18 protein-coding genes are annotated in these 15,590 nt (G+C 57.7%); all 18 read right to left on the bottom strand.

Annotation, left to right across the window (positions count from 1 at the left end; all coding sequences use genetic code 11):
• Positions 1-13: 13 nt before the first annotated feature.
• The 18 genes from GF1_RS15205 to GF1_RS15120 all read right to left on the bottom strand — a co-directional run bounded on the left by GF1_RS15205 (position 14) and on the right by GF1_RS15120 (position 15,526).
• Positions 14-1,525, bottom strand: a complete 1,512-nt coding sequence (locus GF1_RS15205; RefSeq protein ID WP_267927404.1) for an NADH-quinone oxidoreductase subunit M — start codon at positions 1,523-1,525, stop codon at positions 14-16.
• A gap of 72 nt (positions 1,526-1,597) precedes the next feature.
• Positions 1,598-3,517, bottom strand: coding sequence for an NADH-quinone oxidoreductase subunit L (gene nuoL / locus GF1_RS15200; RefSeq protein WP_267927403.1), 1,920 nt, complete (start codon positions 3,515-3,517; stop codon positions 1,598-1,600).
• A gap of 2 nt (positions 3,518-3,519) precedes the next feature.
• On the bottom strand, positions 3,520-3,822 hold the full coding sequence (gene nuoK / locus GF1_RS15195; protein WP_267927402.1) for an NADH-quinone oxidoreductase subunit NuoK: 303 nt from the start codon (positions 3,820-3,822) through the stop codon (positions 3,520-3,522).
• Positions 3,819-4,391 (bottom strand): NADH-quinone oxidoreductase subunit J family protein, encoded by a 573-nt coding sequence (locus GF1_RS15190; RefSeq protein ID WP_267927401.1) that lies wholly within the window; start codon positions 4,389-4,391, stop codon positions 3,819-3,821. The genes nuoK and GF1_RS15190 overlap by 4 nt, the downstream gene beginning before the upstream one ends.
• 5 nt (positions 4,392-4,396) lie before the next feature.
• The gene (gene nuoI / locus GF1_RS15185) at positions 4,397-5,008 is read right to left on the bottom strand and encodes an NADH-quinone oxidoreductase subunit NuoI (protein WP_267927400.1); all 612 of its coding nucleotides are present in this window, start codon (positions 5,006-5,008) and stop codon (positions 4,397-4,399) included.
• A gap of 13 nt (positions 5,009-5,021) precedes the next feature.
• Positions 5,022-5,990 carry an NADH-quinone oxidoreductase subunit NuoH gene (gene nuoH, locus GF1_RS15180; RefSeq protein WP_267927399.1) on the bottom strand — a complete coding sequence of 323 codons (969 nt, stop codon included), beginning with the start codon at positions 5,988-5,990 and terminating at the stop codon, positions 5,022-5,024.
• Positions 5,991-6,108: 118 nt separating this feature from the next.
• Complete coding sequence (locus tag GF1_RS15175) at positions 6,109-7,335, bottom strand: NADH-quinone oxidoreductase subunit D (RefSeq protein WP_267927398.1); 1,227 nt, start codon at positions 7,333-7,335, stop codon at positions 6,109-6,111.
• Complete coding sequence (locus tag GF1_RS15170; protein ID WP_267927397.1) at positions 7,332-7,919, bottom strand: NADH-quinone oxidoreductase subunit C; 588 nt, start codon at positions 7,917-7,919, stop codon at positions 7,332-7,334. Before GF1_RS15170 ends, GF1_RS15175 begins: the two co-directional genes overlap by 4 nt.
• A complete protein-coding gene (locus tag GF1_RS15165; protein WP_267927394.1) occupies positions 7,901-8,422 on the bottom strand; it encodes an NADH-quinone oxidoreductase subunit B in 522 nt (173 codons plus the stop codon). The genes GF1_RS15170 and GF1_RS15165 overlap by 19 nt, the downstream gene beginning before the upstream one ends.
• Positions 8,410-8,784 carry an NADH-quinone oxidoreductase subunit A gene (locus GF1_RS15160; protein WP_267927393.1) on the bottom strand — a complete coding sequence of 125 codons (375 nt, stop codon included), beginning with the start codon at positions 8,782-8,784 and terminating at the stop codon, positions 8,410-8,412. Before GF1_RS15160 ends, GF1_RS15165 begins: the two co-directional genes overlap by 13 nt.
• A 12-nt stretch (positions 8,785-8,796) precedes the next feature.
• The gene (locus GF1_RS15155) at positions 8,797-9,303 is read right to left on the bottom strand and encodes a 4Fe-4S dicluster domain-containing protein (RefSeq protein ID WP_267927392.1); all 507 of its coding nucleotides are present in this window, start codon (positions 9,301-9,303) and stop codon (positions 8,797-8,799) included.
• A 58-nt stretch (positions 9,304-9,361) separates the two neighbouring features.
• Positions 9,362-11,467, bottom strand: a complete 2,106-nt coding sequence (locus GF1_RS15150) for a molybdopterin-containing oxidoreductase family protein (RefSeq protein ID WP_267927391.1) — start codon at positions 11,465-11,467, stop codon at positions 9,362-9,364.
• Between the two features lie 594 nt (positions 11,468-12,061).
• Positions 12,062-12,385, bottom strand: a complete 324-nt coding sequence (locus GF1_RS15145) for a hypothetical protein (protein ID WP_267927390.1) — start codon at positions 12,383-12,385, stop codon at positions 12,062-12,064.
• An 88-nt stretch (positions 12,386-12,473) separates the two neighbouring features.
• A complete protein-coding gene (locus GF1_RS15140; RefSeq protein WP_267927389.1) occupies positions 12,474-13,694 on the bottom strand; it encodes an FprA family A-type flavoprotein in 1,221 nt (406 codons plus the stop codon).
• 23 nt (positions 13,695-13,717) lie between these two features.
• Complete coding sequence (locus GF1_RS15135) at positions 13,718-14,068, bottom strand: cytoplasmic protein (RefSeq protein WP_267927388.1); 351 nt, start codon at positions 14,066-14,068, stop codon at positions 13,718-13,720.
• Positions 14,069-14,207: 139 nt separating this feature from the next.
• The gene (rd, locus tag GF1_RS15130; RefSeq protein WP_267927387.1) at positions 14,208-14,366 is read right to left on the bottom strand and encodes a rubredoxin; all 159 of its coding nucleotides are present in this window, start codon (positions 14,364-14,366) and stop codon (positions 14,208-14,210) included.
• A 66-nt stretch (positions 14,367-14,432) separates the two neighbouring features.
• Positions 14,433-14,807, bottom strand: a complete 375-nt coding sequence (locus GF1_RS15125; protein ID WP_267927386.1) for a desulfoferrodoxin — start codon at positions 14,805-14,807, stop codon at positions 14,433-14,435.
• A gap of 125 nt (positions 14,808-14,932) precedes the next feature.
• A complete protein-coding gene (locus GF1_RS15120) occupies positions 14,933-15,526 on the bottom strand; it encodes a peroxiredoxin (protein WP_267927385.1) in 594 nt (197 codons plus the stop codon).
• Between the last annotated feature and the right edge of the window lie 64 nt (positions 15,527-15,590).

The following is a 15,590-nucleotide window of genomic DNA, read 5'->3' as shown; positions in this document are numbered from 1 at the left end:
TCCTGCCTCTTCCCTACATCGCCAGCTGGCGGACCGTTTCCACCGCGTCAGCCACCGTGGTGGTGCCGTGCACCTGGTCGAGCAGGTGGGCCACCGACACATGCATGAAGCTGAGCATGGAATTCGGGTAGAGCCCGATCCAGAAGATGAGCACCACCATGGGGACCAGGGTGGCTATTTCCCGGCCGGTCATTTCCGGCAGGCCGACAACCTTGTCATTGACAGGATTGAAAAAGATCCGCTGGTAGAGCCACAGCATGTACCATGCCCCCAGGATCAGCCCGGTGGCGGCGAAAAAGGCGGCCCACGGCCGGTTGAGGAACCCGCCCAGCAGGATGAGAAATTCGCCGATGAAGCCGTTGGTTCCGGGTAATCCTACCGAGGCCAGGGTAAAGAGCAGGAAAAAGGAGGCAAAGACCGGCATGGTGGTGGCCAGTCCGCCGTAATCGGCAATGGCCCGGGTATGGGTTCGTTCATAGATCATACCGATGGCCAGGAACATGGCTCCGGTGACCACCCCGTGATTGATCATCTGGAGGATGCCGCCCTCCATGCTCTGGGTGTTCAGTGAATAGAGACCGAGCGTGACAAAGCCCATGTGGCTCACCGAGGAGTAGGCGATGAGTCGCTTGAGGTCGGTCTGGGCCACGCAGATGATGGCGCCGTAGATGATGCCGATCAGGGAGAGGATCACCATGGGGATCATCATCGCCTTGGTGGCTTCAGGCAGAATGGGCATGGAGAAGCGCAGAAACCCGTAGGCCCCCATCTTGATCAGGATCCCGGCCAGGATGACCGATCCGGCGGCCGGGGCCTCGGTGTGGGCGTCAGGCAGCCAGGTATGGACCGGCCACATGGGCACCTTGACCGCGAAGGCAGCGAAAAAGGCCCAGAAGAGGATCATCTGCAGCTTGAGGGGGTAGCTCTGGCCGGCCAGTTCCAGGATGTTGAAGGTGTTGCCACCGGCCCGGTACAGGGTGATGATGCCGATCAGCATCAGCAGGGACCCGATCAGGGTGTAGAGAAAGAATTTGACCGTGGCATAGAGTCGCTTGGGACCGCCCCAGATTCCGATGATCAGGAACATGGGGATCAGCATGGCCTCCCAGAAGATATAGAAGAGGAAAAAGTCCAGGGCGCAGAAGACGCCGATCATCGCCCCTTCCAGGAACAGCAGGGAGATAAAGAACTCCTTGACCTTTTCCTGGATGGAGTTCCAGGATACCAGGATGGACAGGGTGGTGATCAGAGTCGAAAGGAGGATGAAGAGGATCGAAATTCCGTCGATGCCCAGGTGGTAGTTGATGTTGAAGGCGGAGATCCACGGGTGGAATTCCGTAAACTGCATCCTGTACGTGGACTTGTCGAACAGAAACCACAAAGGCAGCGAGAGCAGGAGCTCGATGAGGCTGACGATCAGCGCCATGAGCCGGATGGTGTGGCTGTTTTCGCGCCGCACGAACAGCAGCGACAGGCTGCCGATGATCGGGAAAAATATGAGTGCGCTTAAAAGTGGTACTGACATGATGCAGATTCCATATGTTCAGTTTTGGGTTGCACGGGCCAGGGTCCGCGGTCGTATCCCGGGTACGTCCGTCTACCGGGTAAACATCCAGACAACGATGAACAGGGCGCTGCCACCCATCCAGGCCAGGTAATGGGAGACCTGCCCGTCCTGCAGTCTCCGGATCTTTGTCGACAGGAAACCGATACCCCGGGGGATGCCGTTGACGATGTTTTCGATGATCCCGAGATCAACGATCCGGAGCAGCACGTTGCTGCTGAAGGCCTTGGTCGGCTCCACCAGGTAGTTGATGTAGATTTCGTCCACGTAGTACTTGTTCTTGAGCAGGGTGTAGAACCGGTTCCAGCGGGCGGCTATCTTCGCCGGCATCTCCGGGTGGAAGACGTACATGTGCCAGGCCAGGAAGATACCGGTGCCACCGGCCAGGATGGACGACCCCATGAGCAGGGACTCACCATAGGTGGAGAGATGCACCTCGGGATGGCCCAGAACCGGGGCCAGGAAATGGGCCCACCTGTTATGGCCGCCGAGGATGGCCGGGATACCCAGCCAGCCAGCTGCGACCGCGCCCACGGCCAGTATCATCAGTGGCCCGGTCATGACCAGCGGTGTCTCGTGCAGGTGCGCCTTCTGCTCTTCGGTGCCGCGGAATTCTCCGTGGAAGATGAGAAAGAAAAGCCTGAAGGAGTAGAAGGCGGTAAGGAAGGCAACAAAGGTGCCGATGAACCAGGCGAATTTTCCGGCCCCGATGTGAGAGGCAAAGGCCATGGTCAGGATCTCGTCCTTGCTGAAGAATCCGGCCAGTCCCGGTACGCCGGAGATGGAGAGCGAGGCCAGGAGAAAGGTCCAGTAGGTGATCGGCATGTACTTTTTGAGACCGCCCATGTACTTGACGTCCTGTTCATGGTGCATGGCGATGATGATCGATCCGCAGCCCAGGAAGAGGAGCGCCTTGAAGAAGGCATGGGTGAACAGGTGGAAGACTCCGGCCGAGTAGGCCCCCACGCCGCAGCCGATGAACATGTAGGCCAGCTGGCTCACCGTGGAGTAGGCGACCACCCGCTTGATGTCGGTCTGCACCAGGGCAATGGTGGCCGCGAACAGACAGGTGATGGTGCCAACGATGGTGACCACGTTCAGGGCAAAGGTTGAGAGCTCGAAAAGCGGGTTGCAGCGGGCCACCAGAAAGACACCGGCGGTGACCATGGTGGCGGCGTGGATCAGGGCCGAGACCGGGGTCGGGCCTTCCATGGCATCGGGCAGCCACACATGGAGCGGCAGCTGGGCCGACTTGCCGATGGCCCCGCAGAAGAGCAGCAGGGCGATGGTGGTCGGCAGGTCGAACTGCATGCCGAAGATGGAAAACGTTTCGCCAACAATGGATTCAGCCTGGGAGAAGATCGCACCGTAATGGAGGGTGTCGAAGCTGAGAAAGAGAAGGAACAGTCCCAGGCTGAATCCAAAGTCACCGAACCGGTTGACAATAAAAGCTTTTTTTCCTGCGTCCGCCGCAGAGACCTTTTCATAGTAAAAACCGATGAGCAGGTAGGAGGACAGACCCACCGCCTCCCAGCCGAAGAAGAGCTGGAGGAAGTTGTTGCCAAGTACCAGCATGAGCATGGAAAAGGTGAACAGGCTCAGGTAGGAGTAAAACCGGTAGTAGCCGTCCTCGCCTTTCATGTAGCCGGCCGAGTAGATATGGACCAGCGAGCTGACGCTGGTGACTACGATGAGCATGACCACGGTGAGCTGGTCGACCAGAAAGCCCACCGACACCTTGAGGCTGCCGGAACTGATCCAGGTGTAGATGTCATGGTCGATGATGGTCCCGGACTTGACCATGAAAAGGGCCTTGAGTGCGCAGACAAACGAGGTCAGCACGGTGAGGATCGGTATCCAGTGACATCGTACGCCCATCCGTTTGCCAAAGAGAAAGGTGACGACAAACGAGGCAAGCGGCAGAAACGGTATGAGGAGCAGATAACTTGGCATGATTATCCCTTCAACTGATTGGCACCATCCACGTAGACTGTGCGCCGGTTGCGAAAGAGTGAAATAGCTATACCCAGGCCAATGGCTGCTTCGGCAGCGGCAACGGTAATAATGAAAAAGGTGAACACCTGGCCCTGCATGGAGTCCAGATAACGGCTCAGGGCCACCAGGTTCAGGTTGACCGCGTTGAGCATCAGTTCGATGGACAGAAACATGATGATGATGTTACGCCGGGTCAGGAAGCCCAGAACGCCAATGGCGAAAAGCAGGGCCGAGAGCGTCATGTACCAGCTCAAAGGAATCACCGGGTCACCTCCTTGGCCGAGTCGTCTGTCACGCTGTCTGCAGCGTCGTTCCGGTTGTGGTTCACGCCGTTTTTTCTTGCCAGGGTCAACCCGCCGATGACCGCGATGAGCAGGATCAGGCCGGCGATCTCAAAGGGCAGGATGTTGGTGGTGTAGAGTTCCATGGCCAGAGCCTTGGTGTGGGTCGCCTCGATGACCCGCTCCAGGGGCCACAGTCCCCTGGCACCCAGGGTGAAGGCGGGCAGCATCCCCACCAGGATCACGGCAAGGCCGCCGGCTATGGTACGGCCGAAAAAGGCCGAATCAACAAACCGTTCCACGGTCAGTTCCTCCCGGACCGAGACCAGGAAGAGGACAAAGAGATAGAGGACCAGGATGGCGCCGGCATAAACGATGACCTGGACCGCAGCGAGAAACTCGGCACTGAGCGTCAGGTAGACCGCAGCCATGTGGAAGAACAGGACCAGGACCATGAGCAGGCAGTGGACCGGGTTCTTCATGGTCACGGCCAGCAGGCCGCATCCCAGGATCATCACAGCACAGTATAGAAAGAAGAGCTGCATGAACATGGTTTCTAACTCCTCCTGTAACGGGTTCCCACGACCTGTCCATCCTCTGTCCAGCTGTCCGGCACCTTGAGGCGCTTGCCGGCCGGCAGCATGGATTCGGGCAGTCCCCGTGGACGCCAGAACGGATTGACATAGGTCTCTTCCCGGTGTCCGCTGTCTTCCAGGAACCTGTCCCAGTTGGCCAGCAGATCCTCCTTGGTGAAAAACAGGGATTCCCTGTCATATTCGCAGTAATCAAACACCTCGGTCAGCACCAGGGCGTTGACCGGGCACACTTCCTCGCAGTACCCGCAGTAGACACAGCGCAGGGCTTCGATATCGTAGCTGTCCACCACCCGGCGGCCGTCTTCCTCGTGGAAACGGATATGGATGCAGCGCGACGGACAGACAGTGGCGCACCGCATGCAGGCCACACACTTGGAACCGCCGGTCCGGGGATCACGGACCAGGGCGTGCTGGCCGCGGAACCCCAGGGCCACAGGCGGCTTCTCGTCCGGATACTGCCTGGTGATCGGCTTGGAGAAGAGCCGTTTCAGGGTCAGCATCATGCCCCTGGCCAGTTCGGTCAGGAAGACGGTTTCAAAGAGACTTTTTTTCAGATCATACTGTACGCGCATGGATACCTCCGGATCAGCCGGTGAAGGCCTTGACGATGCCGGTGAGTACAATGTTTGCCAGGGCCAGGGGGATGAGCACCTTCCATCCCAGCTCCATCAGCTGGTCATACCGGTACCGGGGCATGGTGGCCCGGATCCAGATGAAGAGAAACATGAAAATGTACACCTTGGCCACGAACCAGAAGGGCGGGAAAATCGAGACGGTGAACGGTCCGTTCCAGCCCCCGAGAAAACAGATGGTACCGATGGAGGCCATGACCATCATGCCGATGTACTCGGCCATGAAGAACATGGCATAGCGCATGCCCGAATATTCCGTACAGTAGCCCGACACCAGTTCGGTTTCCGCCTCCGGCAGGTCAAAGGGGACCCGGTTGGTCTCCGCCAGCATGGCGATGAAGAAGACAAAGAAGCCGATGATCTGCGGAAAGAGGTACATACCCCAGAAAGAATCGCCCTGGGCCTCGACGATCTTGCTCAGGTTCAGGGTGCCTGACAGCATCATCACTCCCACAAGGCTCATGCCCATGGCGATTTCATAGCTGATCACCTGGGCCATGGAACGCAGGCCGCCCAGGAAGGTGAACTTGGAGTTGGAGGCCCAGCCGGCGAGCACCACCCCGTAACTGGCCAGAGAACTCATGGCAAAGACCAGCAGCAGACCGATGTTGATATCGGCAATCACCCAGCCGCGGGCAAACGGCAGAACCGCCAGCGAGGTCATCATCGCCACCAGGCAGATGATCGGGGCCCCGAGAAAGGTGACCCGGTCCGCCTGCTCCGGGATGATATCTTCCTTGAAAAAGCTCTTGATACCATCGGCAATGGGTTGGAGCAGACCGTGCCAGCCCACCCGCATCGGTCCCATCCGCACCTGCATGTGACCGATGATCTTGCGCTCGAAATAGGTGGCATAGGCCACGTGCAGCATGACGATGGCAAACAGGACCAGTATTTCTATGAGTATTATCAGGATCTGCATTCTTCTTTATCCTTTCGTCTGTCTTCGACACACTTGATAAGGTATCGGGTTTACGGTCCATATAGCGGGACACGGGTGGTTTGCAGGTAGGAGAAGTGCTGCATGGACCGTAAACCTTTTACCTGTCGCACTCGCCGAGAACCACGTCCAGGGTTCCGATATTGGCAATGAGATCGGCTATGAGTCCTCCCTCGGTGATAGTCGGCAGCGCACCGACATGGATGAAGGAGGGTGAGCGTATGTGCATGCGGTATGGCCTGCCGCTGCCGTCGCTGATAAAGTAAAATCCAAGTTCACCCTTGGGCACCTCGGTGGAGACGTAGAGATCTCCCACCGGAAACTGGTCGTACTCGTCAAGCAGCCTGACCAGACCGGTACCGAAGCGGGTGGCGCCGGCTTCCTGCTTGCGGTGTCCCTGAAGAGGCATGACCAGGTCGGGCGCCTCCTCGCTGACAATGGGTCCGGGCACCAGCTGGTCCAGGCACTGCTGGAGGATTCGGTTGGACTGGCGCATCTCCTCCATCCGGCACCGGTAGCGGGCGTAGATATCGCCGTCCGTACCGAGGGGTACCTCGAACTCCACCAGGTCGTAGGCATCGTAGGGCCGGTGCTTGCGGATGTCATAATCGATGCCCGATCCCCGGAGGCTGGCCCCCGTGAGGCCGAGTTCCAGGGCCTTTTCGCCGGAGACCACGCCCACGCCCACGGTTCGCTTGAGCCAGATCCGGTTCTTGTCGATAAGGGTTTCATACTCCTCTATTCGACCCGGGAATTCGTTGACGAATCGCTGCAGCTTCTCCATGAAATGGGGGGTGACGTCCTGGCGGACGCCACCCAGGCGAGGGTAGGAAAAAGTCAACCTGGCGCCACAGAGTTCCTCGAAGAGTTCCAGCAGGATCTCCCGCTCGCGGAAACACCAGAGGAACACGGTCATGGCCCCGATATCCAGGGCATGGGTGGCAAGCCAGAGGAGGTGGGAGCAGATACGCGACATCTCGCAGACCATGGTGCGGATGTACTTGGCCCGCAGCGGGACCGGGATGTCGAGCAGCTGCTCCACCGCGACACAGTAGCCCACATTGTTGGCCATGGCCGCGATATAGTCGAGACGGTCGGTGAGGATCAGGGCCTGGGCGTAGGTGCGGTGTTCGGCCAGCTTGTCGAAACCCCGGTGGAGGTAGCCCACGTGCGGAGTGCATTTCATGATGGTTTCACCGTCCAGTTCCAGGTCCACCCGCAAAACGCCGTGGGTAGCGGGATGCTGCGGACCCATGCGCACCGTATAGCGCTCCGACTCACCGTCGGCGACCGGGATTTCCATGGTTGTTGTCATAGGCCTGGTCATTGTCTGTCTCCCTTGCTGCAAGAACCATTCTGGTCACCGTCACCGGGATGGAAATCATACTTTCTCAGTTCCACAACCTTCTGGCGCAAGACATCGAATTCCGGCCATTCAGCCTCTCCGCGCAACGGGTACTCCTTGCGCAGCGGGTGGCCCTCCCAGGTATCGGGCAGGAGGATGCGCCTCATGTCCGGGTGGCCTCTGAACCGGATACCCATCAGGTCGTAACATTCCCGTTCCGGCCAGTCGGCCCCGCACCAGACCGGAGTGACCGAGTCGATTTCCGGCTCGTCTTCCGGGATCTGGGCTCGCAGCTTGATGCTGTGGCGGTGGCCCACGGAGTAGAGGTTGTAAACCACCTCAAAGCGGAGCAGGTTTTCGTTGCCGGGCCGCTTGAGGTTATCCACCCCGCACAGGCACATCAGGTGGTCCAGACGGAGTTCCGGGGTCTCCTTGAGATAGCGGCAGATCTCGACTATCCGCTGCCGGCGGACAAGGACACCCACCTGCCTCTGGTATTCGTAGATCTCCAGAATCTCGTCGGGAAACCTCTGCTCCAGCTGTCTGGCTATCTCCATTTGCTCCATCGAAACTGCTCCTGCATTATCTTTTCCTGCAAGCGGATAAACCCCTGTAACAGCGCTTCCGGACGGGGCGGGCAGCCGGGGACAAAGACATCCACCGGCACGATCTGGTCCACGCCCTGGGTGACGCTGTAGGTGTCAAAGACGCCGCCACTGCAGGCACAGCTGCCCATGGCGATCACGTAGCGCGGTTCGGGCATCTGGTCATAGACCCGCCGCAGCACCGGGGCCATCTTCTTGGTCAGGGTGCCGGCCACCACCATGCAGTCCGCCTGCCGGGGGCTGGCCCGGAAGATAACCCCGAACCGGTCCAGATCGTTGGTCGAGGCGCCGGCATCCATCATCTCGATGGCGCAGCAGGCGAGCCCGAAGGTTACCGGCCAGATGGAACCGGTACGGCCCCAGTTGATCAGCTTGTTGAGCGGGCCGACAATGGCGTTGGCCCCAGGGAAAATCTGCACCCCGTCCTGCTCGATAACATGTGGCTTTTCCTTTATTTCTCCCATTGCAGGGCCTCCTTTTTCCAGGCGTAGATGTAGCCGACCAGGAGCAGGAAGATGAAGATCAGCATCTCCACCAGGCCAAACAGCCCCAGTTTGTCATAGGTTACGGCCCAGGGGTAGAGGTAGATCGCTTCCACGTCAAAGACCACGAACAGGATGGCAATCAGGTAGAACTTGACCGAGAAGCGCATCCTGGGTGCCTCGGTAGGCGGATTGCCCGACTCGTAGGCCACCAGCTTTTCCCTGTAGGGCCGCTGGAGCCGGAAAAATCTGCCGATCCACAGGGTGACCACCCCGAAGACGATACCGAAGAGAAGCAGGATCAGGATCCCGACGTATTCCGATAAAGGGTTTGCCGGCGTCATGGCTGCTGCTCCCTAGCCCTGGACCCGAAGCATCTGTTCGGCGAAATGTTGGCGCCTGCTTTCAGAGGCCTCGGAGGGAGTGGTGAATTCCAGGCAGCCGGTAACGCACTTGGACACGCAGGCCGGCCGCAGTCCCTCGTCGATCCGATCCTTGCACAGGTCGCATTTGGATACCTTGCCGGTATCCGCGTTCCACTGTGGCACTCCCCAGGGACAGGCGGCGATGCAGGCCTTGCAGCCCACACAGGAGCCCTGGTCGACAAAGACGATCCCGTCCTTTTCCCGGCGCTGCATGGCCCCGGTGGGGCAGGCGTCCACGCACCACGGTTTTTCGCAGTGGAAACAGGACATGTAAACAAAGTCGAACCGGGGGATTCCCTGGCGTTCATAGGGGCCGACAGTTATGATCTTGCAGTAGTTCGCTCCGGGAGGAGAGTCGTTTTTTTCCTTGCAGTGCACTTCACAGGCCCGGCAGCCGATACAACTGTTCACATCATGGGTCACGATATATTTACTCATTTCCTTCTCTCCGCTTGTTCCCGATTCATGAAGGGCTGTTGGTTTGAACGTGCGCCTGCTACGCGTCTGCGGGCGGCTCACATGGGCTCAGAGTGACAAAGGATTCACACAAAGCCACCGCGCCGCCAGCCCTGTCCCAGACATCGAGCAGACCGGTCATAAGTTTGGCGTCACTGACACCTTTGTTGTAGGCCCTGGACTGTACGGGAACTTCCTTGCCAAATCCATGGTCGGTGTACACTGCCTCTGGATGGATATACTCGGTGACAAAGGCCTGGAGGGGACCGCCGTATTCACCGGCTGATTTGACCTCCACCCAGTCGCCATTCCTGATACCCAGGCTCTCGGCAACCTCCCTGTTGATCCAGATATTGTTGCGGTTTCCCGGGGTCAGCTGGCTGAGTATCGGGTTGTTGGTGGACTGGTTGTGGGCGAGCCAGGCTGGCCGGCCGTAGACCAGGCGGAATGTACCTTTTTCAGGCGCCTGGGGCGGTTCGTAGGGTTTGAGGGACTCGATACCGGCATCTTCGAGCATCTTGGAGATGATCTCGATCTTGCCGGACGGGGTCTTGAACTTACCGTCCAGCTTGTCGCGGTCATACCAGACCGGCTCGTCGGTGAGCTCGACAAAGCCTTTTTCCTGGAAATCCTCGATGGAGTATCCGGTGGGCTCCAGTTGCCAGTTCCAGTAATCCTCTATGGTTTCGTAGGGGAAGTATTCGCCTACGCCCATCTTGTCGGCCAGCATCTTGTATATTTCCCAGGAAGGCTTGGTGTCGTAGCGCGGGCTGACCGCCTGCTGGCGAATGGCAAAGCGTGGCTTGAGACCTTTCTGGGTAACCAGCTGGTTGGACCGTTCCAGAAAGGTGGATTCGGGCAGCACCACGTCACAGTACCAGGTGAACTCTCCCCAGAGGGCATCCATGGAGACCAGGAGCTCACAGTGGTTGAGATAGTCGAGGAGCTGTTCCTTGTCCGGCAGGGATGCCATGAGATCATGCCGGTTGGAGATGAGCGCCTTGATGGGATAGGGCTTGCCGGTCTTCATGGGCGGCAGGAGCAGGTGCTCCAGGCCCGGACCCTTGTCCAGGTGTGGATAGGTGGAGCCGCAGCCGTCGGCCCGCTCGATATCGGGCTTGGGGCAGTCTACATTACGGAGCCCCTTTTTGCCGCAGTCGGCCGGACTCTTGGGAAAGAACTGGCCGCCCTCGACCTCGATGTTGCCCATCAGGATGTTCATGATGTGGAGCATCCGCGAGACGTAAAAGGAATCCTTGTACCGGGCCAGGTTCCAGCCGGGATGGAAAATGACCCTGGGCATGTCCTGCTTGATGTCCGTGACAAAGGCCTTGATGGTCGCAGCGTCCACCCCGCACTCCTTGGCCGCCCAGGCTGCGGTGTAGGGCTTGACAAACGACTGCAGCTTGCTGAAGTCCTTGACGTACTTCTTGATGAACTTCTGGTCGTAGGCCTTCTGCTTGAGCATCTCGTTGACCATGCCCAGTGCCAGGGCATAATCGGTCCCCGGCCGGACCAGAAAGAACCGGTTCGCCTTGCCCGATGTCGGGGTGACCCTGACATCCACGGCCGTTATTTTGCCGCCGCGGCGGAGCATCTCAACCACGGCGGAGGCCTCGGCCACCTTCAGGGATGTGAGGATGTTGCGCCCGAACAGGACGAGATGCCGGGCGTTTTTGTAGTCATAGGCCAGGCCTTTACGTCCCAGACCATAGAGGCTCTTACTCGCATGGTGGGTGTTGCGGCCGCAGGTGCAGTCGTGGTTGGTGTAGTTGGGGGATCCGATGGCGTGGCAGAAGGTCTTGTACTGGTTCTGGAATGGGCCGCCCCTGGAGGTGACCATGACCGATTCCTTGCCATATTTTTTCTGGATGGCCTTAAGTTTGTCGGTCACATAGGTGATCGCCTCGTCCCAGGACACCTGACGCCACCGGCCCTCGCCCCGTTCTCCTTCGCGGATCAACGGTCCATGGGGCCGCTCATCGTCACGGTACCTGGCTATACCGGCAGATCCCTTGGCACAGAGGGCACCTCCGAGAATGTGCGGATTTCCCTCAAGCCAGGTCACTTCGTCGCCTTCGACTTCAGCCCGCAGTGGACAGCGGACTGCACACATTCCACACAAGCTGTAGACCGATTTTTTCATAAACTTCCCTCCAGCTGTTCTTCTTGCAGGCCTGTTACCGGCATGTCCGGTCTCCAGGGTTGAGGCCTCTCTGCGGGCCGATATACGGAGAAACTGTACAAAAACAGCAGGTATAGATCAGTTTTTCTGAATACTGCTGATTTTTTTTGTCACTTTAGATCCAGATGTCTGGTTACCGAAGGTATCGTCAGAGAACCACATAGTTACATTCAGGAAGTTGCAAAATCTTTTTTCCGTTCTCAGCAGTTCATTCTATGATTTCCTTCGATCCAGGGATGACAAAGACCACGATGTTGCATGGATATTTATGTCTAATTGGCTGATATACCGTTGAAAGGTACGGTAGACTTTCTCTTGACGATTCTAGTTGTAACGGGATTGGCGGGGAAATAAAAATCTATTATTGCGTTACAATACATCAATTTTTTTGAACAGGTCGGGAAAATTATTGATAAAACAAGGTGTTGGGTAAAAAAAGGATAGCGGGAGGGGTGAGGTGGAAAAAATGAAAAAAGGGGTGCGGGGAAGAGAAAAAAAGCCGGGGTGTCCGGTGGACACCCCGGCGGGGGGGAGAATCGGCGGAGGGAGGGGGACTCAGTCAACCCCTTCCATGGCCCTGCCGCAGCAGACCGGCACATTGTCCCCGGGTTTGAGGTGCATGTATTTGTTGCAGGTGGTGCAGACAACAGTACATTCTTCCTGGACCTGATCATCGGTGTACTCGGTCTTGGAGCTGATCCCTTCGATGATGAAGCGGGCCACGTTGGACTTGGCAGGAATGAACTCCCCTATGGGTTCGATGCGCTTGTTGTCCTGCACGCAGTCCACCAGTAACCGCCACAGGGTTTCCATGTCCGTGGTTTCCTGAGGATTTTCCGGCTGGAATTCGATGATGTTCTTATCGATGGTAATTTTCATGGTAGTCTCCTTGAACCGGCTACCCGGTACTGTTGTCTCTTTTATGACCACCTTGATTTTTCAAGGTGCCCTTTTGTTGAATGGATAATCAGATAACCGATTCCACTTCCTTGCCGGCCATGAAATCCTTGAGGGTCCGGCCCACGTGGCGACCGAGTTCGGCGCATTCCCTGAGGTTGTCGTGCTCGGGCACATATTGCACCCTGAGTCCTTCGTGACAGATGGTGAACTTCATCTCCTTCATGGCCTGGTTCATCAGCTTGACCGCTTCCCCTGACCAGCCATAGGAACCAAAGGCGGCCCCGATCTTGTTGGTGGGGCGCAGGCCGCGCATGTACATGAGAAAACCGGCCATCCGCGGCAGCATGCCGTTGTTCAGGGTCGGGCAACCCAGGATGATGGCACTGGCGTTAAGGACCTCGGTCATCACGTCACTGCGGTGATTGACCTGGAGGTCGAGCAGTTTGTAGCTGATACCCTCTTCCAGCAGGCCGCCGGCAATGGCCTTGGCCATTTTCTCGGTGGAATGCCACATGGTATCGTAGATGATCAGGGCGTTGCCCTGACCCTCGTGCACACACCACTTGGAATAGGCATCCAGTACCTTGCCCGGGTTGCCCCGCCAGATCACGCCATGATCCGGGGCGATCATCTTGATGGGCGGGTTCATCTCGGCCACCTTGGCCAGGAGCTTCTTGACCAGCGGCGAGTAGAGGGTCAGGATGTTGGCATAGTACTTGGCGCATTCGTGCATGAGCACATCCTGGTTGACCTCGTCGTCAAACCGTTCGCTGGTGGCCAGATGCTGGCCGAAAGCATCGCTGGAGAAGAGCAGCTCCTCTTCCTTGACATAGGTGAACATGGAGTCGGGCCAGTGGAGCATTCTGGTTTCCAGGAAGGAGAGGGTCCGCTCGCCCAGGCTCAGCTCCTCGCCCGGGGTGACCACGTGGTAGGGCCAGTCTTCCTGGTGGAAATGCTGGAGCAGAGCCTTGTGTCCCATCTTTGAACAGATGACCTTTTCCGGATTGATTTCCCTGACCACCTCCGGCAGAGAGCCTGAGTGATCCATTTCCACATGGTTCACCACCATGTAATCAATTTTTTTCGGATCGATGATGCTGCGGATGCGGTGCATCAGCTCGCTCCGGTATTCTGCCTTGACCGTATCGATGAGGGTGATCTTTTCATCGATGATCAAAAAGGCGTTATAGGTTGTCCCCCGATAGGTGGAATAGCCATGAAAGTCACGCGTAATCCAGTCGATGGCTCCAACCCAGTAAATATTTTTTACAATTTCGACCGCTTGCACTGTTGGATCCTCCTCAAATATTTTTAAAAAGTAACAATGGTGTAGCCCTGTTCCATATATTTTGACATGGCCGGGTGGCCGGACATCTCGCCGATCAGCTCGACGTCGAGGGCCTCGATGGCTTCGGCTACCCCCAGCTTGGTGGAACAGGCCCGGCAGGCGCCGACGATCAGGTCTGCCTCCAGGGCCCGGGTGTAGAGCTGGTGCAGAAAATGTTTCGTATCGGCCATCTCCGGGATCAGTTTGACCGCGTCGCCCTCGACGATGATTTTTCCTTCCATTCCTCTGGACGCCAGATCCAGGCCGTTGAGCAGGACGTGGACAAAGCACATGGGATCGCCGCGGAAGGCAAAGATTATGGTTTTCTTTTGCATGGGGTGTTCCTGTGGATTCTGGTGAAGGGATATTTTTGGGAGCTTCCGTCCTCTGGAAGCCGGTCAGGTCTCCAGGGAAGACTTACAGGGGACGGAAGCCCCGGGCCTGGCAAGGCCCGGGGCCCCGGTGGGCTTTCGATCAGACCTCTTCGAAGTCGTCCTTGCCTGCCCCGCATACCGGGCAGGTCCAGTCATCGGGAATATCCTCGAAACTGGTTCCCGGCTCCACACCATTTGCCGGATCTCCAGCTTCGGGATCATATTCATAACCGCAGATAACGCATCTGTATTTCTTCACAGCAATGCCTCCTATATGGTGTTTACCTGACCGCCCTGGCCGAAACCGGTCCAGGGCGATGGTTGCTCAGCCTTTCCACAGTCCGTGCAGGTTACAGTAGGCGCGGGCAGAGACCTCGGTCGCGTCCACGCAGAAAGAGGCTTCCGGTGCATCGCCCGGGACGAGCGCCTGGCGGTACACAATGGAGTCGGCCACCAGCTCGATCCACTCGATCCAGTGTTTTTCATCCATGGGATGGGCCACGGATCCGACAGTGACCTTGTAGCCGTTATCGGTTTTTTCAACCACCGGCACATGCTTTTCCTGGGCCGCGTCGACGGTGTTCTCGCTTACCAGGTCCATGGGCTGGCCGCAGCAGACCAGCTCACCGGCACCCGCATGCAGAACTTCTACAATATTACCACAAAGGGCGCATTTGTAGACCTCGTTTTTCTTCGTCATGGTGATACCTCTTGCATTTTGGCTTGAACGGTGCGGAAACACGGGTTCCCGCACCGTGGATGGAAAGAACCGACACGGAGCTGGGTGAGTCTGTGGGGTTGTTTCCGTGAACTTGCGTTGGTTCCCTATTTGGAATGCTTGGCCAGGTATTCGGCCACGCCCTCGGCGGTGGGCTTCATGGCCTCTTCGCCCTCCTTCCAGTTGGCCGGACAGACATCACCGTGCTCCTCATGGAACTGCAGGGCCTTGACCATCCGCAGGGCCTCCTCCACGCTACGGCCCAGCGGCAGGTCGTTGATGACACAGTGGCGGACAACGCCTTCCCGGTCGATCAGGAAGGTACCGCGCAGGGCTACACCGGCATCGAGCAGCACGCCGTAGCGGCGGGAGATGGACTTGTCGAGATCAGCCACCAGCGGATACTGGATCTGACCGATACCACCCTGCTCGACCGGGGTGTTTTTCCATGCCCAGTGGCTGAACTGGGAGTCGATGGAGACGCCGATCACTTCGCAGTTCAGGGCCTTGAACTTGTCCAGTTCCTTGTCAAAGGCGATGATCTCGGACGGGCAGACAAAGGTGAAGTCCAGGGGGTAGAAGAAGAGGATGACGTACTTGCCGCGGTAGTCGGAAAGGGTAAAGTCTTCCTTGAAAGAGTTGTCACCCATAACGGCGACAGCGGTAAAATCAGGGGCCTGTTTGGTAACAAGTGTGCTCATTGGATATCTCCTCGATATGTTTGTATTGTTATTTTGAACGGTTCAGGTATGGCAACCACTGGTA

It is taken from the genome of Desulfolithobacter dissulfuricans, from assembly GCF_025998535.1.
Classification (GTDB): Bacteria; Desulfobacterota; Desulfobulbia; order Desulfobulbales; family Desulfobulbaceae; genus Desulfolithobacter; species Desulfolithobacter dissulfuricans.
The sequence above is the reverse complement of the archived record's forward strand: the minus strand, read 5'-3'. Positions and strand labels throughout refer to the sequence as shown.